This window comes from Sphingobium sp., from assembly GCF_036170395.1.
Taxonomy (GTDB): Bacteria; Pseudomonadota; Alphaproteobacteria; order Sphingomonadales; family Sphingomonadaceae; genus Sphingobium.
The window spans coordinates 270,940-295,195 of the sequence record NZ_JAVHPD010000007.1 but is presented as its reverse complement, the minus strand read 5'-3'; the positions used below and the strand labels follow the sequence as shown (position 1 = coordinate 295,195).

General features: G+C 66.1%; 25 protein-coding genes. 6 read left to right on the top strand and 19 right to left on the bottom strand.

From position 1 onward, the window contains the following. From V2B31_RS03070 to kdpF, 6 genes are all read right to left on the bottom strand, one after another. Complete coding sequence (locus tag V2B31_RS03070; protein WP_328275138.1) at positions 1 to 687, bottom strand: response regulator transcription factor; 687 nt, start codon at positions 685 to 687, stop codon at positions 1 to 3. Beyond that, positions 684 to 3,341: a sensor histidine kinase KdpD gene (locus V2B31_RS03065; protein ID WP_328275136.1), complete on the bottom strand. Its 2,658-nt coding sequence runs from the start codon at positions 3,339 to 3,341 to the stop codon at positions 684 to 686. The genes V2B31_RS03070 and V2B31_RS03065 overlap by 4 nt, the downstream gene beginning before the upstream one ends. After that, entirely contained in the window at positions 3,338 to 3,928 is a 591-nt protein-coding gene (kdpC, locus tag V2B31_RS03060; RefSeq protein WP_328275134.1) for a potassium-transporting ATPase subunit KdpC, read from the bottom strand. The genes V2B31_RS03065 and kdpC overlap by 4 nt, the downstream gene beginning before the upstream one ends. A 154-nt stretch (positions 3,929 to 4,082) precedes the next feature. After that, positions 4,083 to 6,119 (bottom strand): potassium-transporting ATPase subunit KdpB, encoded by a 2,037-nt coding sequence (gene kdpB, locus V2B31_RS03055; protein ID WP_328275132.1) that lies wholly within the window; start codon positions 6,117 to 6,119, stop codon positions 4,083 to 4,085. 220 nt (positions 6,120 to 6,339) lie between these two features. After that, positions 6,340 to 8,043 (bottom strand): potassium-transporting ATPase subunit KdpA, encoded by a 1,704-nt coding sequence (gene kdpA / locus V2B31_RS03050; protein ID WP_328275130.1) that lies wholly within the window; start codon positions 8,041 to 8,043, stop codon positions 6,340 to 6,342. Between the two features lie 14 nt (positions 8,044 to 8,057). After that, on the bottom strand, positions 8,058 to 8,147 hold the full coding sequence (gene kdpF, locus V2B31_RS03045; RefSeq protein WP_328275128.1) for a K(+)-transporting ATPase subunit F: 90 nt from the start codon (positions 8,145 to 8,147) through the stop codon (positions 8,058 to 8,060). A gap of 312 nt (positions 8,148 to 8,459) precedes the next feature. On the opposite strand from kdpF, the gene V2B31_RS03040 reads away from it, so the two are divergent. Together V2B31_RS03040 and V2B31_RS03035 are read left to right on the top strand one after the other, a co-directional pair. Next, positions 8,460 to 8,735 carry a type II toxin-antitoxin system RelE/ParE family toxin gene (locus V2B31_RS03040; protein WP_328275126.1) on the top strand — a complete coding sequence of 92 codons (276 nt, stop codon included), beginning with the start codon at positions 8,460 to 8,462 and terminating at the stop codon, positions 8,733 to 8,735. 23 nt (positions 8,736 to 8,758) lie between these two features. Beyond that, complete coding sequence (locus tag V2B31_RS03035; RefSeq protein WP_328275125.1) at positions 8,759 to 9,064, top strand: HigA family addiction module antitoxin; 306 nt, start codon at positions 8,759 to 8,761, stop codon at positions 9,062 to 9,064. Positions 9,065 to 9,287: 223 nt separating this feature from the next. Here V2B31_RS03035 and V2B31_RS03030 read toward each other — a convergent pair whose 3' ends face one another. The 13 genes from V2B31_RS03030 to V2B31_RS02970 all read right to left on the bottom strand — a co-directional run bounded on the left by V2B31_RS03030 (position 9,288) and on the right by V2B31_RS02970 (position 21,430). After that, positions 9,288 to 9,521, bottom strand: a complete 234-nt coding sequence (locus tag V2B31_RS03030; RefSeq protein WP_051035681.1) for a helix-turn-helix domain-containing protein — start codon at positions 9,519 to 9,521, stop codon at positions 9,288 to 9,290. A 4-nt stretch (positions 9,522 to 9,525) separates the two neighbouring features. Continuing rightward, positions 9,526 to 9,738, bottom strand: coding sequence for a DUF2274 domain-containing protein (locus V2B31_RS03025; protein ID WP_017499928.1), 213 nt, complete (start codon positions 9,736 to 9,738; stop codon positions 9,526 to 9,528). Next, complete coding sequence (locus tag V2B31_RS03020) at positions 9,731 to 10,969, bottom strand: TrbI/VirB10 family protein (protein WP_017499929.1); 1,239 nt, start codon at positions 10,967 to 10,969, stop codon at positions 9,731 to 9,733. The genes V2B31_RS03025 and V2B31_RS03020 overlap by 8 nt, the downstream gene beginning before the upstream one ends. Continuing rightward, on the bottom strand, positions 10,966 to 11,817 hold the full coding sequence (gene trbG / locus V2B31_RS03015; RefSeq protein WP_006635655.1) for a P-type conjugative transfer protein TrbG: 852 nt from the start codon (positions 11,815 to 11,817) through the stop codon (positions 10,966 to 10,968). The genes V2B31_RS03020 and trbG overlap by 4 nt, the downstream gene beginning before the upstream one ends. Next, positions 11,814 to 12,656, bottom strand: coding sequence for a conjugal transfer protein TrbF (gene trbF / locus V2B31_RS03010; protein ID WP_026108910.1), 843 nt, complete (start codon positions 12,654 to 12,656; stop codon positions 11,814 to 11,816). Before trbF ends, trbG begins: the two co-directional genes overlap by 4 nt. A 3-nt stretch (positions 12,657 to 12,659) precedes the next feature. Next, positions 12,660 to 13,967, bottom strand: a complete 1,308-nt coding sequence (gene trbL, locus V2B31_RS03005) for a P-type conjugative transfer protein TrbL (RefSeq protein WP_017499931.1) — start codon at positions 13,965 to 13,967, stop codon at positions 12,660 to 12,662. A 136-nt stretch (positions 13,968 to 14,103) separates the two neighbouring features. Then, positions 14,104 to 14,856: a P-type conjugative transfer protein TrbJ gene (trbJ, locus tag V2B31_RS03000; RefSeq protein ID WP_017499932.1), complete on the bottom strand. Its 753-nt coding sequence runs from the start codon at positions 14,854 to 14,856 to the stop codon at positions 14,104 to 14,106. A gap of 6 nt (positions 14,857 to 14,862) precedes the next feature. Continuing rightward, entirely contained in the window at positions 14,863 to 17,331 is a 2,469-nt protein-coding gene (gene trbE / locus V2B31_RS02995) for a conjugal transfer protein TrbE (RefSeq protein ID WP_017499933.1), read from the bottom strand. Beyond that, a complete protein-coding gene (locus V2B31_RS02990) occupies positions 17,325 to 17,555 on the bottom strand; it encodes a VirB3 family type IV secretion system protein (protein ID WP_051035683.1) in 231 nt (76 codons plus the stop codon). Before V2B31_RS02990 ends, trbE begins: the two co-directional genes overlap by 7 nt. A 50-nt stretch (positions 17,556 to 17,605) precedes the next feature. Next, positions 17,606 to 17,959 (bottom strand): TrbC/VirB2 family protein, encoded by a 354-nt coding sequence (locus V2B31_RS02985; RefSeq protein ID WP_017499935.1) that lies wholly within the window; start codon positions 17,957 to 17,959, stop codon positions 17,606 to 17,608. Then, positions 17,956 to 18,978: a P-type conjugative transfer ATPase TrbB gene (trbB, locus tag V2B31_RS02980; protein ID WP_017499936.1), complete on the bottom strand. Its 1,023-nt coding sequence runs from the start codon at positions 18,976 to 18,978 to the stop codon at positions 17,956 to 17,958. The genes V2B31_RS02985 and trbB overlap by 4 nt, the downstream gene beginning before the upstream one ends. Further along, positions 18,975 to 19,400 (bottom strand): hypothetical protein, encoded by a 426-nt coding sequence (locus V2B31_RS02975; protein ID WP_017499937.1) that lies wholly within the window; start codon positions 19,398 to 19,400, stop codon positions 18,975 to 18,977. The genes trbB and V2B31_RS02975 overlap by 4 nt, the downstream gene beginning before the upstream one ends. Positions 19,401 to 19,402: 2 nt before the next feature. Then, the gene (locus tag V2B31_RS02970) at positions 19,403 to 21,430 is read right to left on the bottom strand and encodes a conjugal transfer protein TraG (protein ID WP_038292469.1); all 2,028 of its coding nucleotides are present in this window, start codon (positions 21,428 to 21,430) and stop codon (positions 19,403 to 19,405) included. 342 nt (positions 21,431 to 21,772) lie between these two features. On the opposite strand from V2B31_RS02970, the gene V2B31_RS02965 reads away from it, so the two are divergent. The 4 genes from V2B31_RS02965 to V2B31_RS02950 are packed head-to-tail and all read left to right on the top strand — an operon-like array spanning position 21,773 to position 24,183. Continuing rightward, positions 21,773 to 22,111 carry a hypothetical protein gene (locus tag V2B31_RS02965; protein WP_017499939.1) on the top strand — a complete coding sequence of 113 codons (339 nt, stop codon included), beginning with the start codon at positions 21,773 to 21,775 and terminating at the stop codon, positions 22,109 to 22,111. Beyond that, the gene (locus V2B31_RS02960) at positions 22,108 to 22,482 is read left to right on the top strand and encodes a helix-turn-helix domain-containing protein (protein ID WP_017499940.1); all 375 of its coding nucleotides are present in this window, start codon (positions 22,108 to 22,110) and stop codon (positions 22,480 to 22,482) included. The genes V2B31_RS02965 and V2B31_RS02960 overlap by 4 nt, the downstream gene beginning before the upstream one ends. A gap of 3 nt (positions 22,483 to 22,485) precedes the next feature. Beyond that, positions 22,486 to 23,496: an ImmA/IrrE family metallo-endopeptidase gene (locus V2B31_RS02955; RefSeq protein WP_017499941.1), complete on the top strand. Its 1,011-nt coding sequence runs from the start codon at positions 22,486 to 22,488 to the stop codon at positions 23,494 to 23,496. A 6-nt stretch (positions 23,497 to 23,502) separates the two neighbouring features. Continuing rightward, on the top strand, positions 23,503 to 24,183 hold the full coding sequence (locus V2B31_RS02950; protein WP_017499942.1) for a C1 family peptidase: 681 nt from the start codon (positions 23,503 to 23,505) through the stop codon (positions 24,181 to 24,183). Positions 24,184 to 24,256: the final 73 nt, after the last annotated feature.

The following is a 24,256-nucleotide window of genomic DNA, read 5'->3' as shown; positions in this document are numbered from 1 at the left end:
TCACCCCTTCAACCGATAGCCGATCCCCAGTTCGTTCGTGATCAGCACTGGGCGTTGCGGGTCGTCCTCCAGCTTCTGCCGCAGCCCCCGCACCAGCACGCGCAGATATTCGACATGATGCTCGGCTTCGTGCGGCCAGACCTGCGCCATGATCTGGCGATGGGTGATGACCCGCCCCGGAAAGCGCGCCAGTTGCGCCAGCACCGCGAACTCCTTGGGGGTCAGGTGGACCTCCTCGCCCCGGCGCGTGACGATATGGGCGAGCAGGTCGATGGTCACGTCGCCCACTTGGATCGCCGCCGCCCCGCCCTCGCGCGCGACCCGGTTGCGCAGCGCCACCCGCACCCGCGCCAGCAGCTCGTCGGTGTCGAACGGCTTGGTCAGATAATCGTCCGCGCCCAGGTCCAGCGCCGCCACCTTCTCGTCGGTCGCCTCGCGCGCCGATACGACGATCAGCGTCGCGTCCGACTGCCGCTTGATGAGCGGCACCAGCTCCAGCCCGTCGCGGTCGGGCAGCCCCAGGTCCAGCAGCACGATGTCGGGCGTTTCGCTGGCGAGCAGCGCCATCGCTGCCCGCGCGTCCGCCGCCTCCGCCGTCGCATAGTCGGCGCGCGCCAGCGCCGTCTGGATCAGCCGGCGGATCGGCGGCTCGTCGTCCACGATCAACACTTTATGGCGGATTTTCATGGGGCTCCCCCGTCAGCGATCATCAATGCGCGCGGTATGCGGATGGTGAAGCAGGCGCCCGGCGGCTCGCCCTCATTCCCGGCCTCGACGCCCAGCCCCATCGCCTGCGCGAAGCCCTTGACGATGGCAAGGCCAAGGCCGGTGCCGTGGCGCGCCCGGTCCGACCCCTCCAGCCGGGTGAAGGTCTCGAACACGCGCGCCTCCTGCCCCGGCGGGATGCCCGGTCCCTGGTCGATCACCGACAGCAGCAGCGCGTCGGGCCGGCTGCGGCAGCGCACGATGATCGGCGTCCCCGGATCGGCATAGCGCCCGGCATTGTCGAGCAGGTTGATGAGGATATGGTGGAGCAGCACCGGATCGACCCGCACCAGCGGGATGTCGGGCGGAATATCCACCTCCACCTCATGCCCCTCCAGCGACCCGCGCGTATCATGCACCGCGCCCGCCACCGCGTCGAACAGGTCGGTCGCCTCGGGCTTCATCGGCAGCGCGCCCGCCTCCACCCGCGCCATGTCGAGCAGATTGGCGACGAAGCGATTCAATCGCCGCGCTTCGCTCTCCACCGTCGCCGCCAGATCGGGGGAGGGGGCGCGCTGCAATTCCTGCGCGGCGGACAAGATGGTCGTGAGCGGCGTCCGCAGATCATGGCTCACCGAGGACAGCAGCGCGGAGCGCAGCCGGTCGCGCTCGCTGATCTGCTGCGCCTTGGCATTCTCCTCCTCCAGCGCCATCCGGTCCATCGCGATCGACGCCTGGTCGATCAGGCTCGCGAGCAGCGATCCCTGATCGGACCGCAGCGCCGGCCCCGCATCCTCGCGCGCGATGCCCAAGGCGCCCAGCACCCCGCGCCCGGTGCCGAGCGGATGGAACAGCCAGTCGGACGCGGTCAGCGTCGAGGAGCCGCGCCCGGCCGGCTGGCCATTGTCCATCGCCCATTGCGCCGCCGCCTTCTCGATCTGGTCCATCCGGTCGTCGGGCGGATAGGCTGCGCCCAGTGTCGGACCGTCGGGGGAGGGGAGCAGCAGCACCGTGTTCACGTCCAGCAGCCGCGCGACTTCGGCGCAGATCGCCTGCATCAGCGCCTCGCGGCTCGCCGCCGCCGTTAATTGCCGCGAAAAGCTCGCCAGTGCCGCATTCTGCCGCGCGCTGGAGGAGGCGAGGTCCGCCTGCGCCCGCACCCGCGCGCCGAACTGGCTGGTGACGATCGCGACGCCCAGCAGCACGATGATGCTGACGACATTTTCCGGGTTGCTGACCGTCAGCGTGCCGGTCGGCGGCAGGAAGAAGAAATTATAGGCCAGGCTCGACAGCAGCCCCGCGAACAATCCGGCGCGCAGGCCGAAGGAGGCGGCGGCGAACATCACCGGCACCAGATAAAGGAGGGCGATGTTGCCGAGGTCGATGATCGCCAGCGCCAGCCGCCCGACCACCGTCATCGCCGCGACCATCAGCGCCGCCCAGAGATAATCGGTCGGTCGCCCCCAATGGCCGGACAGGAGGCGCGCGCGGGCGGCAGGGCGCGCTGCCGTTTCGGCCGGCAGCACATGCACCGCCATCTGCCCCGCGCCGCGCACCAGCCGGTCGACGATCGACCCGTGGCGCAGCTCGAACCACCAGGATCGCGCCGATTTGCCGACGATGATCTGCGTCGCTCGCGCCTCCAGCGCGAAACGGCGCAGCCCCTCGACCGCATGGGTCGCGGGGATGCTGACGGTGTCCGCCCCCAGCCGCGACGCCAGCGCCAGCGTCTCGGCCAGCTGCGCGCGCTCCGCCTCGCTAAACCCCCGGTCGCGCTGCGTTTCGATATGCACCGCCGTCCATGGCGCTTTGAGCGCGTCCGCCAGCCTTTTGCCTGCGCGCACCAGACCCGCCGCATGGGGCTGCTCGCTCACCGCCACCACGATCCGCTCGCCCGCCGCGAAATTGCCCGCCAGCGCGTGCGCCCGCACATGCTCCAGCATCTGCGCGTCCACCGCCTGCGCCGCCCGCCGCAGCGCCAGTTCGCGCAGCGCGGTCAGGTTGGACTTGGAAAAGAAGTGGGTCAGCGCCCGCGTCGCTTCCTGCGGGATATAGACCTTGCCCGCTTTCAGCCGCTCGATCAGCTCGTCGGGCGGTATGTCCACCACCTCGATCTCGGCCTGCTCCAGGATGCTGTCGGGCACCGTCTCGCGCACCCGCACCCGCGTGAAGGAGGCGACGACATCGTTCAAACTCTCGACATGCTGGATATTGACCGTCGAATAGACGTCGATCCCCGCGTCCAGCAGCTCCTCGACATCCTGATAGCGCTTGGGGTGCCGGCTTCCGGGCGCGTTCGTGTGCGCCAGTTCGTCCACCAGCACCAGTTGCGGCCGGCGCGCGAGGATCGCGTCGATGTCCATCTCCGCCAGCACATGCCCCTGATGCGCGATCTCCTTGCGCGGGATCAGTTCATGCCCCGCCACCAGCGCCTGCGTCTCGCGCCGGCCATGGGTCTCGACCACGCCAACGACGACATCGACGCCTTCCTCGCGCCGCTGCCGCCCGTCCGTCAGCATTTCATATGTCTTGCCCACCCCCGGCGCGGCCCCCAGAAAGACCTTGAGGCGGCCACGCCCTTCCTGCGCGGCGGCGCGCAGAAAGGCTTCGGGGGCAGGGCGGTCGGGCTCGTTCACTCGGCCTGCTTAGCGCCAATCGCGTCCAGCCGTCGATTGAGTTCGAGCAGATTGACGCGCGGCTCGCCGATGAACCCCAGCAGCGGCCGCTTGACGCTCTCGCTTACCAACGCGCGCACCGCCCCCTCGTCGATCCCGCGCGCGGCGGCGACGCGGTCGACCTGATAAAAAGCCGCCTCGGGGCTGATATGGGGGTCGAGCCCCGAAGCGGAGGCGGTCACCAGATCGGACGGAACGGGGCGATCGGGTGCAGCAGCCTTGAATTTCTGAATGTCGGCAGCGACCCGCTCGGCCAGTGCCTTGGAGGTCGGGCCAAGGTTGGAGCCGGACGAAGCCTGCCCGTCATAGCCCTTGCCGGCGGCGGAGGGCCGGCCGTTGAAATAGCGGTCGGAGGTAAAGGACTGGCCGATCAGCGCGGAGCCGACCACGCGGTCGCCTTCGCGCACCAGGCTGCCATTGGCCTGGGCGGGGAAGAGCAATTGCCCCACGCCCGTCAGCGCCAGCGGATAGGCGATCCCCAGCAACAACGCGAACAGGATCGTCATCATGATCGCGGGCCGAAGGGCGGATTTCAGGTCTTGGTTCATTGGAAAGTCCTCACGTGCCGTTCGTCACAAACATCTGCTGATGCGGCGGGGCGCACAGGCCCGATTTTGGTGTTCCCCGGCGAAGGCCGGGGTCCAGTTCGACGCTCTGGACTGGACCCCGGCTTTCGCTGGGGAACAGGAAGTTTTACATTGCTCACGCCAGCCCCATCCCATTCACAAGGAGATCAATCAGCTTGATCCCCGCGAACGGCGCGATCAGCCCACCCAGGCCATAGATGGCGAGGTTCCGCGCCAGCAGCGGCCCCGCCCCGATCGGGCGATAGGTCACGCCTTTCAGCGCCAGCGGCACGAGGCACGGAATGATGAGCGCGTTGAAGATGATGGCGGAGAGGATCGCGCTTTCCGGCGTCGCCAGCCCCATGACGTTGAGTACGCCGAGCCCCGGATAGAGCGCCACGAACATCGCGGGAATGATCGCGAAATATTTGGCGACATCGTTCGCGACCGAAAAGGTCGTCAGCGCCCCGCGCGTCATCAGCAATTGCTTGCCGAGGCCCACCACCTCGATCAGCTTGGTCGGGTCGCTGTCCAGGTCGACCATGTTACCCGCCTCGCGCGCGGCCTGCGTGCCGGTGTTCATCGCCACGCCAACGTCCGCTTGCGCCAGGGCAGGGGCGTCGTTGGTGCCGTCGCCGCACATCGCGACCAGCCGCCCGCCTTCCTGTTCCTTGCGGATCAGCGCCAGCTTGTCCTCGGGCGTCGCCTGCGCCAGGAAATCGTCGACCCCGGCCTCGGCGGCGATGGCGGCGGCGGTCAGCGGATTGTCGCCGGTAATCATCACCGTGCGGATGCCCATTGCCCTGAGCTCGCCGAACCGCTCGCGAATGCCGGCCTTGACCACGTCTTTCAGGAAGATCGCGCCCAGTAACCGCCCGTCCTTCGCCACGGCGAGCGGCGTGCCGCCCGCGCGCGCGATCTCGTCGGTGATGCGGCGCAGCTCGGTCGCCGCCGCCGTCTCGCCCGCGCCCGGATTGGCGCGCAGCACCGAATCCACCGCGCCCTTCTGGATCACGCTGCCCGCGATCCGCACCCCCGAAATCCGCGTCTGCGCGGTGAAGGGGATGACCTCCGCCCCCTCGGGCAGTCCCTGCGTCGCCGCGCCCGCCTTCTCCCGCGCCAGCACCACGATCGACCGGCCCTCGGGCGTCTCGTCCGCCAGGCTCGCCAGCAGCGCCGCCTCCGCCAGTTCGCTCAAGGACGCGCCGTCCACCGGCCGGAACTCGCTCGCCTGCCGGTCGCCGATGGTGATGGTGCCGGTCTTGTCGAGCAGCAGCGTGTCGATATCGCCCGCCGCCTCGACCGCGCGGCCCGACTTGGCGAGCACGTTGAAGCGCACCAGCCGGTCCATGCCCGCAATGCCGATCGCCGACAGCAAGGCCGCGATCGTTGTCGGAATGAGGGTGATGAGCAAAGCCGCCAGGATCGCGACGGGCACTTTGCCCCCGGCATAGCTGGCGAAGCTCGGGATCGTCGCCACCGCGATTAGGAAGATGATGGTGAGGCCCACCAGCAGCAGCGTCAGCGCGATCTCGTTGGGCGTCTTCTGCCGCTGCGCGCCTTCGACCAGCGCGATCATCCGGTCGAGGAAGCCCTGACCCGGATTGACCGTCACCCTGACCCTGATCTCGTCGGAAATGACCCGCGTGCCCGCCGTCACCGCCGACCGGTCGCCGCCCGCCTCGCGGATCACGGGCGCGCTCTCGCCGGTGATGGCGGCCTCGTTGACCGAGGCCACGCCGGCGATCACCTCGCCGTCGGACGGGATCAGGTCGCCGGTTTCGACCAGCACGATGTCGCCGACCCGCAGCGCGCTCGCCGCCACCGTCTCATAAGCCGGGCCGTCGCCTTTCAGCCGCTTGGCGGTCAGCTCCGCCTTGGCCGCGCGCAGCGACGCCGCCTGCGCCTTGCCGCGCCCTTCGGCCAGCGCCTCGGCAAAGGTGCCGAACAACACCGTCAGCCACAGCCAGACGATCAGTTGCAGCTTGAAGCCAGTGGCCAACCCATCCTGCCCCACCGCCAGCAGGACGGTCAGCAGCACCGCGACGACGGCGGTCACGAACATCACCGGATTGCGGATCAGCTGCGATGGGTTAAGTTTGCGAAATGCCTCGCCGATCGCGGGAACGATCAGGTCGGCGGTAAAGAGCGATTTGGACGCCGTGCGTGCCATATTATGCTCCAATCTCTGTGTTCAGAAAAGGCGATGACGGGATGTGCAAACCCGATGTGGCGCCCATCCTCCCCCATAGGGGGAGGGGGACCGCCGCGAAGCGGTGGTGGAGGGGTGTCACCCCCTCGATAGCTGGACACCCCTCCGTCTGGCCTGCGGCCATCCACCTCCCCTTACAGGGGAGGATTTTCGCATGACGATCGCAAAGCATGTGATCGCCTCAGAAAAGCTGGCCGTTGACCATAGCCAGATGATCGGCGATCGGACCAAGCGCGAGGCTGGGCAGGAAGGTGAGGCCGCCCACGATCAGCACGATGCCGATCAAGAGGCCCGTCCACAGCGGCCCTGTCGTGGGGAAGCTGCCCGCCGTCTCCGGCGTGTAGCGTTTCGCCGCCAGCCCGCCCGCGATCGCCAGCATCGGAATGATGACGAAGAAACGCCCGATCCACATCGCCACCCCCAGCAAGCCATTGTAGAAGGGCGTGTTGGCGGTGAGCCCGGCAAAGGCCGACCCGTTATTCCCGACCGCGCTCGTGAAGGCGTAGAGGATTTCGCTGAACCCGTGCGGCCCCTTGTTGAGCGGCCCGGCCAGCCCCGCCTGCGTGACGGTGGCGACAGCGGTCAGGCCAAGGATGGTGAGCGGCAGCACCGCGATCGCCAGCACGGCGAGCTTCACCTCGCGGCTCTCGATCTTCTTGCCGACATATTCGGGCGTCCGCCCGACCATAAGGCCGGCGACGAATACCGCCAGGATCGCGAACAGCAGGAAGCCGTAGATGCCCGCACCCACGCCGCCGACCACCACTTCGCCCAGCTGGATGTTGAACAGCGGGATCATGCCGCCCAGCGCGGTGAAACTGTCATGCATCGCATTGACCGCGCCGCAGCTCGCCGCCGTGGTGACGGTCGCGAACAGCGCGGAGGCGGCGATGCCGAAGCGCACCTCCTTGCCCTCCATATTGCCGCCCATCGCGCCCAGCTGATGCAGCACGGGGTTGCCCGCCGCTTCCTGCGCGTAGGCGACAGTGACGCCGATCAGGAACAGGGTCATCATCGCCGCCAGGATCGCCCAGCCCTGGCGGGGATTGCCCACCGCCTTGCCGAAGGTCCAGGTCAGCCCCATGCCGATCGCGAAGATCGAGAGCATCTGCACGAAATTGGTCAGCGCCGTGGGGTTCTCGAACGGATGCGCGCTGTTGGCGTTGAAGAAGCCGCCGCCATTGGTGCCCAGCATCTTGATCGCCTCCTGGCTCGCCACTGGGCCCAGGGTCAGCGTCTGCCGCGCCCCCTCCAGCGTAGTCAGATCGACCGAGCTTGCCAGCGTCTGCGGCACCCCGCTCGCGATCAGGAACAGTGCATAGACGATGCAGACCGGCAGCAGCAGATAGAGCGTCACCCGCGTCACATCGGTCCAGAAATTGCCGATCCCGCCCGCGCTCCGGCGCGCAAAGCCCCGGAACAGCGCGAAGGCGAGCGCGATCCCGGTCGCCGCCGACAGGAAATTATGGATGGCAAGGCCCAGCATCTGACTGAGGTTCGACATGGTCGATTCCCCGCCATAGCTCTGCCAGTTGGTGTTGGTGGTGAAGCTCACCGCCGTATTGAACGCCAGGTCCGCGCTCGCCCCAGGAAGCCCGCCGGCGTTGAGCGGCAGCAGCCCCTGCAACCGCAACACGGCGTAGGTCAGCAGCAGCAACGCGAGGTTGAACACCAGCATGTGCAGCGCATAACGCCGCCATCCCTGCTCCTCCTTGGGGTCGATCCCCGACAGCCGGTAGAAACCGCGCTCGACCGGCCCCAGCACGCGATGCAGCGGCGTCGCGCGCCCCTCATAGAGCGCGAACAGCCACAGCCCCACAGGCTTGGTGATCGCCAGCAGGATGCCGACAAAGGCCGCGATCAGCAGCCATCCCTGAATTGTCATGATGCGCCCCTTTCTTAGAAGCGCTCGGGCCGCGCGAGCACGGCGACGAGATAGAGAAGAAGGCCCGTCGCGGTCAGCGCCGCCAGCCAGAGGTCGATGGTCATCGCGCCGCCTCCCTCACGCCCGGCCGCACAGGCGCGCATAGGCGACGCTGGCCGCGAACAGGCCCACGATGACGCCGATCCAGACAAGATCCTGCATGATGAAACTCCCGCGAAACCCCGGCCACGCCCCTGCGCCCCGGTCCGTCCACGGTCAGCCCATTAGTCCCGCCCGCCGTTGGAATGCGAGAGAGGGAGCGGGGAAGGGGCGTAGTGTTTGCGTATGAATCGGGGGGCGCTTTGCTCCCTCGAGACGATACATAACTCGTAAGCCAACAGTTGACATATGAAAGCCATTAGCTTACAGATAGGGCGATGATCAGGTCGTTCCGTTCAAAGGCGCTCAGGCTCTTCGCCGAAAGAGGTGATGCATCAAAACTGCCGGTCCAGAATTCCGGTCGCGTTCGGCGTATCCTGGCTGCCTTGAATGCGGCAACCCTGCCGGAGGATATGAACCTGCCGGGCTATCGGTTCCACAGCCTACAGGGCAAGCCGAAGCGTTATGCGGTGGATGCAAGCGGAAATTACCGCGTCACATGGGGCTGGCAGGGACAGCATGCCATTGATGTCGATCTCGAGGATTACCACTGAATTCACATGTCAGGAGATTATAGATGAGCGTTGTTCTTGAAGGGCTTCCGCCCACCCATCCCGGTGAGATTCTGCGGGAAGACATTCTTCCTAGTCTCCGTCTGTCGAAGGTCGCTGTGGCAAAGCTGCTACGCATTTCCCGCCAGCATCTGTACGACATCATGAATGAGGAAAAGCCGGTGACGCCGCAAATGGCTTTACGTTTGTCCAAGCTGCTAGGTAATAGCCCTGAGTTTTGGACCAATATGCAGGCGGCCTACGACATCGCGGTCGAAAAAAAAGCGATGGCTGATGAGTTGGACCTCATACAGGCGCTGGAGATCGCTTAATGCTTCGCCAGCGTCTATAGCGATATTGATAGCCCAAAAGCCCGAGACGTCCCGGATGATTGAAGTGGTAGCGGAGGAGGGATTCACACGAAAAACATAAGATACTGATTTATAACAACGTTCTTGATCGTCGTGCCGATAATTCCGCTCAATCCACCCCCAATTTTACCCCTTCGCGACAGGCCGTGCCGAAATATCGACAGGCCGACATGCGCGATCCCTGCTACGCCCGAGAACGCGGCTGTTTACAGTGTGATCGCAGAAAGGACCGCAGACTATCGACAAACACCACGGTTGCACGGCCGACCTTGGCTGCCTCGATGTCGCCGGAAGCGATGAGCTGGTAGATCTTGGATTTGCTGAGCCCCGTCATCCGTACTGCGTCGGGAATGCGAACGCTTATCGGCCCAATCGGGGGCGCGTCGTCGCCATTCGTTGCAGGCTGCCGGGCCGACATCGGACTATTTCTTACGTGCCCGGCTGAACGAGCGGTCGCTCGCCAGGAAGCCGCTAAGCATGAATGGAATGAGGTCCGGTACGGACTCGCGTCGGCCGTAGGCCGCCTCATAGGCCTCGGCGTAGTCGTTCAGCGCTTCGATGAGATCCGGCATGACGTTGATCGTGATCTTAGCCGGCGTCCGATCGGGCAGCCTTGGCAGCTTCAAATCAGCCATGACGGCCTCCCCAGGGTCCGGGCAATATGATGTCTTTGTGCACGACCACCCGTAGCGGCCAGCCGGGACGCACGCGCAAGGTCGGCTGGATATTGAGATTGCGCGTGACGAGCTGATCGCCGGCGCGCGCGCCGCTCTGCTGCGCTGACTCGCGGATCGCCCGGACAAGGTCGCTTTCGGTGCTGCCGAAGCTCAATTCAGTGCCGACGCCCAGCAGTGTCGACAGGGCGACGCCCTTCAGAAGTTGCCAAGTATGCCGGTCGATCCGGTCGGACAGACCCGCATAGCCCTGCGTATCGGTCGCCGGCACATTGTCGATACGAATCGACGAGCCGTCGGGCAGGATAATCCGCTGCCAGACGACCAGCGCACGGCTCTGCCCAAACGCTACAACGCTGTCGTAGCTGCCGATCAGCCGCGATCCTTGCGGAATGAGCAGACCGCGCCCGGTCACACTGTCATAGACGTTCTCCGTGATCTGCGCGGTGACGAGCCCGGGAAGATCCGAGTTGAGCCCGGTTATGAGGCTCGCGGCAATGATGCTGCCGGCCTGCAAGGTCCAAGGCGATACGGACTGCGCCAGCGCGTGCGGATTGATGTCGTCGTCGCGATTGGCGTGGCCGACCAATTCGTTCTTGCGCCCCTGGGCGTTAGGATCTCGGTCAGGGTCGAGGAGCGGCTTGGCAGTCTCGGCCGATGCTGGCGGAACACTTGCATCGGTAGTCACCGGTGCAGGGGCGGCGGCGCGACCGCCGCCCGCCAATTGCAGCATGACGCCAGACTCGCGTGCGGCCTTCTGCTCAGCGGCGATGCGCTGGCGCTCGGCTTCGGCTTCCTGCGCGGCCCGGCTCACCGCATCGGCAGCGGGGTCAGGGGGAACCATCCCGCCAAGCTGCCGCTGGCGCTCGAGGATCGGCCGCCCGAGATCACCGGGAAGCGGTAGCCCGAGCTTCGGCACGTCGCCATAGCTCGTCGGCGCGCCCGCGAGCGCATCAGGCGGCGCCTTCGCGCCAACCAGCTTTTCATCGCTTCGTGCGATCAGGCTCAGGGTCGCGGGCTTGAGCGCCAGCCAGGCGACGCCGATGATCGCGGTCGAGCCGGCGGCAGCGATGGCGACGATCGCACCGCGGCGAAAACGGGTGACGCGGCCCGGCGCCGCGCGCAGAACGAGCGTTTCGGGGTCGGCTTTGGGCGCCGCGATCGGCGCGGAAGAAGCGGTTGGATCGGTCACGCGCCCCTCCCGGCCTTGCGCTGCCGGCTCTTCGGCTGGGCGGCGGTGATACGGACAATCTGCTGTTTCTTGCCGCCAAGGCGCAGCTCGGCGACACCGAACAGGCGGTCGACCACATAATAGCGGCCGGCGACGCGATAGTTGACGAGCTGGGCCTCGCCATCCTCGCCAATCACGAACAGCGGGGGCGCCTCACCCACGGCGATCGCAGGCGAGAACTCGATGTAGGTCTGCCGCCCATCGTCGAACGCGCGCAGCGGCCGCCAGGCCGGCTTGTCGCCCGAGATCGCATAGTTGAAGTTGAGGCTTTCGACCGAGAGGCCCGACGCGATCGGCGTCGCCGCCACGGCTGCATCGCGCTGACGCCGGAGCGCGATCAGCTCGTCATGTGGATAGGTCCAGGAGATCGCCGCCATCGCGGTCGCGGGCGTGCTTTCGAGCTGGAGATGGTAGGTCCGGCGATCGGTAGCAATGACAAGGTTTGTGCGTAGGCCCGCCGAAAACGGCTTGACGAGGATGTGCACGCGCTTGCTTTCGCCGATGCCGCTGGTGGTATCGCCGACAGTCCAGCGCACGGTGTCGCCGGCGGCGACGGACACAATCGTTTCGCCCGGCTGCAAGGCAATGTCGGTGATGCGCTCGGGCGCGGCATAGAGCCGGTAGAGCACGCCTTCCGCCCAGGGATAGACCTGGACGGCATATATATATCCCGCGCTCGACGGCTCGCGCAGTGCCGCCCGGTTGGCGGCAGTGACGCGCGCGGTGGGTGACGCGGGTTCGCGGCTCTGCGCAGCGACGCCCATGGCAAGCGCCATCGCGCTCGCCGCCAGGATGAGGGCACGGATCATTGGTCGGTCCTTTCGGGGGATGGTGCGGCTGCGGGTTGAGCAAGGGTCGGATCGAGCGGCGAGCCCAGCGGAATGTCGGTGGGCGGCGCGACCGGGAGTGATTGTGCGGGATCGGGCACGGCCGATGGTTGCGGCGAAGGCGGCCGGTCCTGAGGCGTTTCCAGTTCGCGGCTCCAGTCGATCGCGTCAACATAGAGACCGAGCGGGTTTTTTCGGAGCACATCGGCCAAGCGCGGCGGCTTGATCTTCACCGTGAGCATCGCCGTCCAGCGTGACGTGCTGGCGAGGCTTCCCCGCTCATATTGCTGCTCGGTCCATTTGACCTGGAAGCTCGTATCCGACGCGCGGACGACGCTCGTCACCTGCACCGAAACCGTCTTGCGCCCGACATCGGCGAACGGATTGGAGGTGCGGGCATATTCGCCGAGGAACAGTGACGCACGTTCGGTCGCGAAATCATAGGCTGATAGCCAGTTTTCACGCATCAATACCGGATCGAGCGAGCGCGCTCGAACGCCGGTGATGAACCGGCCGAGGAACCATGCGATCTGCGGATCGGTCGGCCGATAGTCCTTGGCGGCAGGCGCGACGGCCTGTGCTTGCCCGAGTGCATCGACCTCGACCACATAGGGCACGACGCGGCTTTGCATCGATTGCCAGACCAGCGCGCCCGACAGACCAGTGGTCAGGAACAGGCCGCCGAAGGCCATCAGCCGCCAGTTCTTCGCCTGTGCGCGAGCCGAGCCGATACGCTCATCCCAAAGCTGGCCCGCTCGTTGGTAGGGTGTCTCGGGTTCGGGCGTTCGCCCATAGCGCTGCAATGCGCGTCGAAATTTCATCGCTCAGTCCCTTTCCTTGATGTCTGGAGTGGCGCCAGCGCCGCCGCGGTCGCCGCCCTGGATTGCGTGGATCGCCATCTGGCGGCGGTGGCGAGCATTCTGGCTGGCATGAAGCTTCTGCGCCCAGGCGGGTGTTCCTTCAGCTGCGCCTATCGGCGCGGCTGCGGGGGCGGCGCCGCCGGCACGGGTGCTTCCTGCTTCCCATGCGGCGCGCTGCCCACGATCGGCGGCAGCGCTAACGCCGAGACCGCCGCTCATCCGGTTGGCAGCCGCGCCGCGCATGGCGGTCGCAACGCCGCCGAGGCCCGCGCCGACGCTGGTCGAGCCCGAGGTTTCCTGCCCGAGCTTGTAGGCAGTGGATGCGGCAGACCCCATCGATGTACCGGCGCGGATCGCGCCGAGACCGGCCCCCGCGAGACCGCGTGCCGCGCCGACGGCGCCAGCGCCTGCCATCGCAAGACCTCCGCCGGCAAGCACGGTAGTGGCGATCACCGATCCGGCGCCGAGCTGCGGCGCGCCGGCGACGAGGCCGGATGCGATTCCCGGGCCGAAGATGGAGAGGCCAAAGATCGCGAGGCTCGCGAGCATCAGCGACACGGCCTGTTCGATCGACACCTCGTCGCCGGTGATCGCACTGGTGAAGTCGGCGAAATAGTTAGAGCCGATGCCGACGATGACCGCGAGCACCATGACCTTGATGCCCGAACTGACGACGTTCCCGAGCACCCGTTCGGCGAGGAACGACGTGCGGTTCCACAGCGCAAAGGGCACGAGCACGAAGCCGGCGAGCGAAGTAAGCTTGAATTCGAGGATTGTGATGAAAAGCTGGATCGCGAGGATGAAAAAGGCGGCGATGACGACGACCCAGGCGATCACCAGCACGGCGATCTCGATGAAATTGTCGAAGAAGGCGATCGGGCCAACCAACTCCTTCGCCTGCTCGAGGAGCGGCCATGCTGCCTCGAAGCCGGTCCCGGCCAGCTTGCCGGGTCGCAATAAATCGTCAGCCGTAATCGCGCTGCCCCCTGCGGTGAGGCCGAGGCCGGCGAAGCTGCGAAAGATGATATCGGACAGTGTCGAGAAGCTGTTGAGGATCAGGGCGAAGACGCCGACATAGAGGATCTTTTTGAGGAACTTGGCGATGACGTCGTCTTCGCCGCCGAGCGCCCAGAACAGCCCGGCGAGCGTGATGTCGATGCCGATCAGGATCGTGGTCAGGAAACCGACGTCACCGCCCAACAGGCCGAACCCGCTGTCGATGTAGGAGGCGAAGGCCTCCATGAACTGATCGATGACATTCAGGTCATCCATATGGGCGGGTTCCTGCTTGAAGTTGAAAGGTGTCGCGGGGACCGGCGGCCATGAGAGGGGCAAGCCCTACGGCCCCCGCGACGAGACAGGTTCGGACCCGGGGGGAGCTGGGGGCGCGGTCCTCGCCTGCCTCAGCTCATTGGCGTGGCGTGTAAGCCTTGCCGTCGCCGAGGAAGCGGCGCGTCGACTCGCGTGCCTCGCGCGCGATCTGGCCCCGCTGCGCCTGCTCGACCGATTCCGCCCGGAACTGCGCCGCCATCATTTGCTGAAGCTGGAGCTGCTGCTTGGCGGTGAGCGCGAGAAGCTGGTTCGTGGCCTGCTGCGCCTGAAGCGAGCCTTCCGCGCCCTGGCTGCGCGCGACGATGTCGGCGAGCGCCTGCGTGTCGCTCCGTACGTTGTCGACGATGCGGTTCTGGACCCCCATCGTCTGGCGAAACGCGGACATCGCGGTATCGAGTTGATCGCGTGCGCGAGCCACACGCTGATCGCGGCGGAACACCTGATCGAACTCCTGCGGGTAGAGCTGGCGGAAGCGCTCGTCGAGCTGATCGATGCGGAAGTCGACGCCCTGCGCCTGGCCCATGAGCTGGTCGATCTGCTGGAGGCGCTGGCGAAGCTCCTGAAGTTGCGGGAAATCGATCCGGGACAGGTTCTTGCCCTGGTTGATCAGCATCTGCGCTTCGTTCTGGAGACTCTGGATCTGGTTGTTGATCTGGGCAAGCGTGCGCGCGGCGGTGAGCAGGTTTTGCGAATAGTTCGATGGATCGAACACACTGAGCTGGGCCGCGACGGGCGTCGAGGTCAACGCGATGCCGATACCGAGCGAGCCGACGGCGCCGAGCGCGAGAGCGGAGAGGCACGCATATTTGCGGATAGGGATACGGGGCACGGGAAATTACTCCTTGTCTTCTGGGGGGCGGGCGGCAGGGTGACGCCCAAGCAGGTCGGCCGCCCAATCGAGGCCGGCTTGGGAGAGAAAGGTCGCGGCGAAGTCGGCCTGGCCCTTTTCGGCCAGCACCGCGTCTATGCGCTTCTGGCTGTCGGGATCGGACGCGCCGCACAACGCCAGCGCGATCGGGCCTAGCCCAAGCTCGAACAGCCGGTTGCCGCGCGCTGATTGCAGATAATATTGCCGCTTGGGCGTCGCGCGGCTGACCAGTTCGATCTGGCGCGCGTTGAGACCGAAGCGGACGTAGACCGTCTGGCCCTGCGGCTCGATCGCCCGATCATTGGGCAGCAAGATGCGCTGCGGACAGCTTTCGATGATGGCCGGCGCGATCGTGCTGTCGGCGATATCGGCTAGGCTCTGTGTCGCGAACACGACGCTGACGTTCTTCTTGCGCAGCACCTTCAGCCACTCACGGATGCGCGCGGCGAACAGCGGGTGGTCGAGGAACACCCAGGCTTCATCCAGTACGAGAAGCGTCGGCCGCCCGGTGAAGCGCTCCTCGAGACGATGGAACAGGTAGGTCAGCACGGGCGCAACGACGCCCGCCTGCCCCATCAGCGCTTCAGTCTCGAAGCACTGCACGTCGGCGATCGCTAGATCGTCTTCGGCGGCGTCGAGCAGGCGGCCGAACGATCCTTCGAGCGTATAGGGCGCGAGCGCCGATCGCAGCGGTGCCGATTGCAGCAGCAGCGACAGGCCGGTGAGCGTGCGTTCCTCGATCGGGGCGGTCGCGAGATTGGTGAGCGCCGACCAGACGGCCTCCTTGATCTCGGGTGTGACCAGTACTTTCTCATGGGCGAGCAGCGCGCCGATCCATTCGGTCGCCCAGGCGCGTGCGTTGGAGCGATCGATGTGGCGCAGCGGCTGGAAGGCGATCGTTCGCCCGCCCACGTCATCGGCATGACCGCTCTCACCGCCAAGCCCGAGCGCGTGATGCGCGCCGCCCATCGCCAGCACGGCCGCGCGCGCCGAAAATCCCTTGTCGAAGACATAGACCTGGGAGTCTGGATATCGCCGGAACTGAAGCGCGAGCATTGCGAGCAGCACCGACTTTCCGGCCCCGGTGGGTCCGACGATCAGCATATGACCGACGTCGCCGACATGCGTGCTGAGACGGAACGGCGTCGAGCCGCTGGTTTCCGCATAAAGCAGCGGCGGACCGTCGAGGTGCGGATTACGCGCCGGTCCTGCCCATACCGAGGACAGCGGCATGAGATGCGCGAGATTCAGGGTGTGGACGATCGGTTGCCGGACGTTCGCATAGACATGGCCCGGCAGGCTCGACAGCCACGCCTCGACCACATTCATGCCCTCGCGGATGCAGGTGAAGCCGAGCCCGTTGACGATGCGCTCGACCGCGCGGACCTTTTCCTCGACGCGGGCGCGGTCGATATCGGCAACGGTGATCGTCGTCGTCAGATAGCCGAACGCGACATGATCGCCGCCGAGCGCCTGCAAGGCGAGGTCGGCATCGACCACCTTGTTGTCGGCATCGCTGTCGAGAAGCTGGACCGGCTGGTTGTAGATGACTTCGCGCAGCAGCGCGGTGATCGACTTGCGCTTGTTGAACCACTGCCGCCGCAGGCGAGTGAGCGCTTTGGTTGCGTCGGTCTTGTCGAGCGCAATGAAGCGCGTCACCCAGCGATAGCCAAAATCCTCATGGTTGAGTCCGTCGAGGATGCCGGGACGGCTCGCGTTCGGAAATCCGAGGATGGTGAGCGTCCGCAGATGCTCGTCGCCGAGCATCGGTTCGAGCCCGCCGGTCAGCGGCGTGTCGGCGAGCAGCCCGTCCAGATAGATGGGCGTTTCGGGCACGGCGACGACATGGCGGCGCGCGGAGATCGCACCGTGGAGAAAGGTCAGCATTTCGCTGTCGCCGAGCGCGCGCACCTCGGGCATGAAGCCTCTGAACAGGTCAAGCGCACGATCCGTCTCGGCGATGAAGCCGGCAAGCGCTTGTCGCCAGTCGCGGCCCTTCGCGTCGTCGCTGCGCTCGATCAGCGCTCGGCCCGCCGTGTCCGCCTGATCGGGCGGAGGCAGGAGGGTGAGCGTCAGATAATAGCGGCTCTCGAAATGCGCGCCCGCGCTTTCGAACGCCGCGCGCCGTTCCTCATCGACCAGCCACGACGCCGCATCGGGAAAGCTGCTGTCGGGATAACCCAGCGCTTCGCGCCGCTCGGCCTCGAAATGGAGTGCCCAGCCCGAGCCGAAGCGCTTCAGGACATTGTTCGCCCGCGCGCAGGCGGCGACAAGCTCGGCTTCGGTGGCGGATTCTAGATCGGGGCCGCGGAACCTGAGGACGCGCAAAAAGCTGCCGTCCTTGTTGAGCACCACGCCGGGCGCGACAAGCGCCGCCCATGGAAGATGATCGGCGAGCCGGTCGGCCTTCTGACGGTATTCGCGCAGATTCAGCATGACAGATGCCCCTTCTGGCGAAGGTGGCGGACAAGGACCGGGGCGAAGTCGGGATCGCGCTTGGCGGCGAACACCGCGAGAGTGTGCCCGAACGCCCACATGGCCAGCCCGGCGATCCACTGCTGGAGACCGAGTCCGAGCGCGGCCGCGATCGTACCATTGACGATCGCGATCGCTCGCGGCGCCCCGCCAAGCAGGATCGGCTCGGCAAGCGCGCGGTGCATCGGCGCCTCGAACCCCTCGATATGGCTGGCGCCATAGGAATTTGGCGCGTTCACGAGATGAGCGCCCCGCCGCCGAAGCTGAAGAAGCTGAGGAAGAAGCTCGACGCCGCAAACGCGATCGACAGGCCGAAGATGATCTGGATGAGGCGCCGGAACCCGCCTGCCGTCTCGCCGAACGCGAGCGTCAAACCGGTGACGATGATGATGATCACCGCGACGATCTTGGCGACAGGACCCTGGACCGATTCGAGGACCTGCTGAAGCGGTTCCTCCCACGGCATGCCCGAGCCGGCGGCCTGCGCGGTGGCGGCGAGCGCAAGCCCGAGGCCGATGGCGGCGCCGGTGAGGAAGATGCTCCGACGATCGGGAATACGGGCAGGAATACGGGACAAGCGCATGGTCATTCTCCTTGGGGTTCGAGGGCGTGGTCGGGAGTAAGGTCGAGGACGGCGTAGCCGCCGTCGGGATCGAGGCCGGCGACGCGCGCGATCGTGTCGACGCGGCGCGCGAGGCCGCGCCCGGCGATGAACACGATCATGTCGATGGCGTCGGCGATCAGCCGGCGCGGAACGGTGACGACGCTTTCCTGCACGAGCTGCTCGAGCCGGTAGAGCGCCGACACTGCCGAATTGGCGTGGACGGTTGCGATGCCGCCCGGATGCCCGGTGTTCCAGGCTTTGAGCATGTCGAGCGCTTCGCGCCCGCGCACCTCGCCAACGACGATGCGATCGGGGCGGAGCCGCAATGTCGAGCGGACAAGATCAGCCATCGTGACGCCGCCGGCTCCGGCAGTGCCAATCGTACGCGTGCGCAGCCCCACCACGTCGGGCGCGGCGCATTGCAACTCACGCGTGTCTTCAATGATGATGACGCGTTCGTCGAGGTGCGCCATCTCGGCGAGCAGCGCGTTGGCAAGCGTCGTCTTGCCCGAACTGGTGCCACCCGCGACCAGGATGTTCTTGCGCTCGACCACGGCCATCGACAGCAGTCGCGCCGTGTCGGCGGGCATGATGCCGTCCCGCACATAGTCGAGCAAAGTGTAGATGCGCGCCGCGGGCTTGCGGATCGAGAAGCACGGCGCGAGGCTGACCGGCGGCAGGATACCCTCGAACCGCTCGCCCGCGCCTTCGCCGTGCGGTGGCAGCTCGGCTGACACGATCGGCGCATTGCCATGAACCTCTGTCCGTGCGTGGCTGGCAACCAGGCGGATGATCCGCTCGACCTGCGCGGGCTCATATTTGGTGCCGGTATCGATCCGGCCTTCGCCGAGTCGATCAAGGCGCAACACGCCGTCCGGGTTCACCATGATCTCGATGACCACCGGATCGGCCAGCGCTGCGGCGATGGTCGGCCCCATCGCGGTGCGCAGCATCGCGCGCCGACGCCCTGCGGAATTATCGGAGCCGAAAAGCGTGTCGCTCATCGCCCACCTCCATTGTCTTTCGCGGAGGCAGCAAGCGTGCGCTGGCCGCTGGCGAGCGCTTCGCCGACGCGGGCAATGAACGCCTCGAAGCGGTCTCGGCCGATCGCACGCGCCGCTTCGTCGGCTTCGGCCAAAGGGGCCTGCACCATCAGTTCATAGCGGATGAACAGCGCCAGGCTCTCGAGCAGCACATGCCCGTCACGCTCGACACGCCCCAGCGCGAGCGACATGCGATCGAGCCGCTGGCTGAACTTGTTCTCCAGCTCGCTCGCCGCCTGCCGGTTGAGCCAGGCGGTGAGCGCGTCGGTGAGGATCGCCGATTTGGACGCGCCGGGCTGGCTCGCCAGCGCCTCGAAGCGGTGGCTCAGATCTTCGGGCAGGAAGAGCTGGTAGCGGACGCGGTTGGGTTTGATCGCGGCCATTGTCAGAAGTCCGGCAGCATGTCGGCGCTGCGACCCTGATTGATCGCGTGAGCGCGGATCAGCGTGCCGGTGGCGCCGGCGCGGTCCATCGCGTGCTTGTCGGCGATCGTGTCGGTGTCGTCGCTGTCCAGGCCGAGCAGGTCGAGCTGCTTTGGCGGCTCGGGTTTTTTGGCGGGTTCTTCGCCGAGGCCGGGGTGGCGCTGCTGTTGCAAGCCGCCGTCCTCATCCGCCTTCGCATCGTCATCGGGCTTGCCGAGCCGGGTATCGGGCGCGCGGACCAGTCCGCTCCAGTCGTTGGGGCGTGCCTGCGGCCGGTCGGGATAGTCTCCGGGCGCGGGCTGCGGCGGCGGTGCGATCCGCTCGCGGAAATTGCGGTCCTCGTAATAGCGCAGCTTCCTCGCGCGGATCGGGGCCATGCCGGAGACAAGGACAAGCTCATCCTTGGGCGGGAGCTGCATCACCTCGCCGGTGGTCAGGAGTGGCCGGGCGGTCTCCTGCCGGCTGACCATGACGTGCGCCAGCCAGGGCGCGAGCCGGTGGCCGGCATAGTTGCGCATCGCGCGCTGTTCGGTGGCGATGCCGAGCGCGTCCGAAATCCGCCGCGCCGTGCGCTCGTCGTTGGTCGCAAACGCGACGCGGACATGGCAGTTGTCGAGGATCGAGTTGTGCTCGCCATAAGCCTTCTCGATCTGGTTCAAGGACTGCGCGATCAGGAAGGCGCGCACTCCATAGCCCGCGAGAAAGGCAAGACTGGTCTCGAAGAAGTCGAGCCGCCCCAATGCCGGGAACTCGTCGAGCATCATCAGGAGCTTGTGCTTGCCCGCCCTGGCGGGATCGGCATCGAGCTTTTCGGTGAGGCGGCGGCCGATCTGGTTGAGCACCAACCGCACCAGCGGCTTGGTGCGGCTGATGTCCGATGGCGGGATGACAAGGTAGAGCGAGACCGGATGGCCGGCCTCGACGAGATCGGCGATCCGCCAGTCGCAGCGCGATGTCACCGCGGCGACGGTCGGGTCGCGATAGAGCCCGAGAAACGACATTGCGGTGGAGAGGACGCCGCTGCGCTCGTTCTCGCTCTTGTTGAGCACCTCGCGCGCCGCCGAGGCGACGACGGGATGGATCTGCGGCGCATCCTTCGTGCCGAGGTGATTGGTGGTCATCATCCGCCGGAGCGTGGCGGTGAACGGCCGCTGCGGGTCCGACAGGAATGTGGCTACCCGTGCGAGCGTCTTTTCTTCCTCCGCATAAAGGACGTGGAGGATCGCGCCGACCAGGAGCGAATGGGAGGTTTTCTCCCAGTGGTTGCGCCGTTCGAGCGCGCCTTCGGGATCGACCAGGATGTCGGCGATGTTCTGGACGTCGCGGACCTCATGCTCGCCGCGCCGGACCTCCAGCAGCGGGTTGTATTTGGCGGAAGCGGGATCGGTCGGATTGAACAGCAGGACGTGGGAGAAGCGCGCGCGCCAGCCGGCGGTGAGCTGCCAGTTCTCGCCCTTGATGTCGTGAACCACGGCGCTGCCGGTCCAGCCAAGCAGTGTCGGTATGACCAGCCCGACGCCCTTGCCCGAACGGGTTGGCGCGAACGCCATGATATGTTCGGGGCCGTCATGCCGGAGATAGCGGCCGCGCGAGCGGCCCAGGAATACGCCGGCATCACCGTAAAGGCCGGCCCGCTCGATCTCGTTCGGCCTGGCCCAGCGCGCCGAACCATAGGTGGTGACGTGACGCGACTGCCGCGCGCGCCAGAGCGAGCCTGCGATCGCCGCGCCGCAGCCGATGAAACCGCTCGCGCCGGCGAGCGCGCCGGCCTTGTCGAAAACATGCGGCGCATAGGCATCGTAGTGATACCACCAGGGGAAGAGCGCCCAGGGACGATAGACCGGCGTGCTTCCAGCCATGAACCAGGCCGGACCAAGTTCGGGCTGGTAGGCGAGCATCGCCGCCGCCCATTGGGTCGCCGCCCAGAGGCCCGCGATCACGATTGCGAACACGACAAGGATCTGGCCGATGAGCAATTTGGTCGGGGTCACGTTGAAGCTCCCGCCCATACCGCCGGATGCGGTCGGGGCGCGGCTTCAAGACTCGGCTATGGGCCGCCCGAAATGAACGGAGCCGCTGGGGGCTGGTGGGTGACCGAAGGAGATCACTCGTCGGCGACTGACTCAATATTCCAGCTCTGTTCTTTTGATCGAGCTATGACCCGAGTTGATGATTCTGCCCTGTCGTTGTCCCTCGAGGTGGCACTGACCACCACACCGCACCGCCGATGACCCGCTACACCCTGCAAAAATCCGAGCTGCAAATTCGGGCTTGCGTGTCGGATTATCAGACATTATATCGCATTTAATGTAGTGAAATCGTGCGAGGCATGCATGGCGACAATCGCTCCTCCGCAGCCCGCGGCAACCGCGTTTCCCAAAGCCGACGCCATTAGGGCGTTGGTCGACGAACTGCTGCAAGTGGCCAGGGCTGAGGCACAGGTGCGCGGAATTGCCCTGCCTCCGGAAAACCCGAAGATCATCCAGGCGCCCGTGCCACTCGACTCCTTGTCCGTGGTCGACACGCTTTGCGCGGTGGAGCAGGTCCTCGACATCGAGCTTCGCGACAGCATCGTCCGCACCGGCGGCTACAATTCGATCGAGAAGGCGATTGACGACCTCCTCCCTAAGATCGAACGCGTCTGGGTTAAGAAGAAAGGGTCGAAGCCATGACCAATCTCGCACTCCGCCAGGAAGGCGACGAGCAGGAGCGGCGGCGCTTGGGCGACCGTCTGCGCGAAGCACGGAAATATCTCGGCCTCAAGCAGGAAGAAGTTGCTGCCTATCTCAAGATTCCCCGGACCGCGCTTACCGATATCGAGAATGGCCAGCGCCGCGTTGAAGCGATCGAACTGACGCGGCTTGCCCGTCTTTACCGCCAGTCGGTGGCCTATTTTACCGGCGAAGACGAGGCCTCCGCGAGCCTTCCCGCCGATGTCGCCCATCTGGCGCGACGCGTTGCGGCCTTGTCGACTGAGGACCGGGCCGAGCTGAGCCGGTTTGCCGAATATCTCCGCTCGCGGTCTGGCGGCGAACGGAGCTGATCGATGGCGTCGGATTATGCGAGCGCGGTTCGCGCTGGTACGATGGCAGCGGGCCGCCTGCATCGCGAACTCGATACGCGCGCACTGATCGAGACCCAAGGCGGCAGCGTCGATGTCTTCGGCGCGATCCATGCCGTGGGTCTACCCTTGCTGCTTCGTCCTCTGAAAGGCCTGCTCGGCGCCTATCTCAGCGCACCTGCTCCTGGCGTTCTCGTCACGACGGAACGACCGATGAGCATCCAGCGCTTCACGGCCGCGCACGAACTCGGGCATTTTTCGATGCGACACGAGCCGAGCCTCGACGATGAGAGCATCCTGCGCCGGATGCCGATGTCGCCCGAACCGGGAAACAACTTCGAGGAAACCGAAGCCGACGCCTTTGCGATCGCCTTCATGATGCCGAAATGGCTGGTGCTCGCGCACAGCGCGCGACAAGGATGGCAGATCGATCATTTCCGGCGCCCCAATGTCGTCTATCAGCTCTCGCTGCGGATCGGCGCCAGCTATGAGGCGACGTGCCGCACCCTGGTTCGCTACAATCTGATTTCGCCATCGGTGATGACCGACCTGCTCCGGACGCAGCCGCGCAGCCTGAAGGTCGATCTCCTCAAGGACTATCGGCCCGACAACTATCGCGGCGACGTCTGGCTGCTGACCGAGCGCGATGCCGGCTCGCGGATCGATGGCAGTCGCAATGATCTTTTCGTGCTGCAGCTCGAAGAACATAGCGGCGGTGGGTATCTCTGGGATCTCGACCAACTGATCGCCAGCGGCTTCGCCGTCGTTCGAGACGAGCGTGAGGCAATCGACGGCGATGGCATCGGTGGTCCCGTTGTCCGCCGTGTCACCGCGGCGCCCGATGCGCCGCGGCGCGGCCGCATGTCGCTCGACGAGCGGCGGCCGTGGCAGCCTGCGCCGGCCCTCACCAGCCTGACGCTCGATTTCGACCTCACCGGCCCGGAACAGACGGGCCTGTCGCGCGCCGAACGGCGGCACCTGCTCGAGGCCGCCTGACGCCCCATGATCGATATCGTCCGTGACCTTCGGCCGCTGTTCGGGCCTGCGCGCGATCAAGGCGCGCGGCCGACATGCCTCGCATTCGCCGCGAGCGACACCCACGCCGGGCTTCGCGACGGCTGGGCACCGCTGTCGTGTGAATTCGCCTTTTATGCCGCGCAGAAACGGGCGGGCAGACCGCCGACGAGCGGCGCACTGCTATCCACAATGCTGGACGCGCTACGGCTCGATGGCCAACCCGACGAGAAAGGCTGGCCGTATCTGGCAGCGGTTCCAGCCGATCATCGACTGTGGACGCCGCCGGCGACCGTTGGCCCGCTCTATGGCCGCAACGGACAGAGGGATGGAACCGACCTGTCATCCATCCTTGCCGCGCTGGATCGTGACACGCCGGTGCTCATGCTGACGATGCTGTCACGGTCTTTCTTCCAGCCGCGCGGTGATGGCGTCGTCGATCCGGCGAACGACGAACTCCCCGAGCCAGCGCAACGGCACGCGGTCGTCGCGGTCGGGCATGGAACCGTGGACGGCACCCCGGCCATTCTCATCCGCAACAGCTGGGGACCAGGTTGGGGCTTGGAAGGCCACGCCTGGCTTACTGAGCGCTTTCTAGCGCCGCGCCTTTTCGCCACGGCAAATTTGACGGAGGAAGTCGATGTATCTTCCCATACCGCCGCAGCCTGACTGCGTTGCTGGCTGGCGCGAGGCGGTCCGGCTCGTCGACCTCGCCACCGGACACCAGGCGCAGAATGTCGTC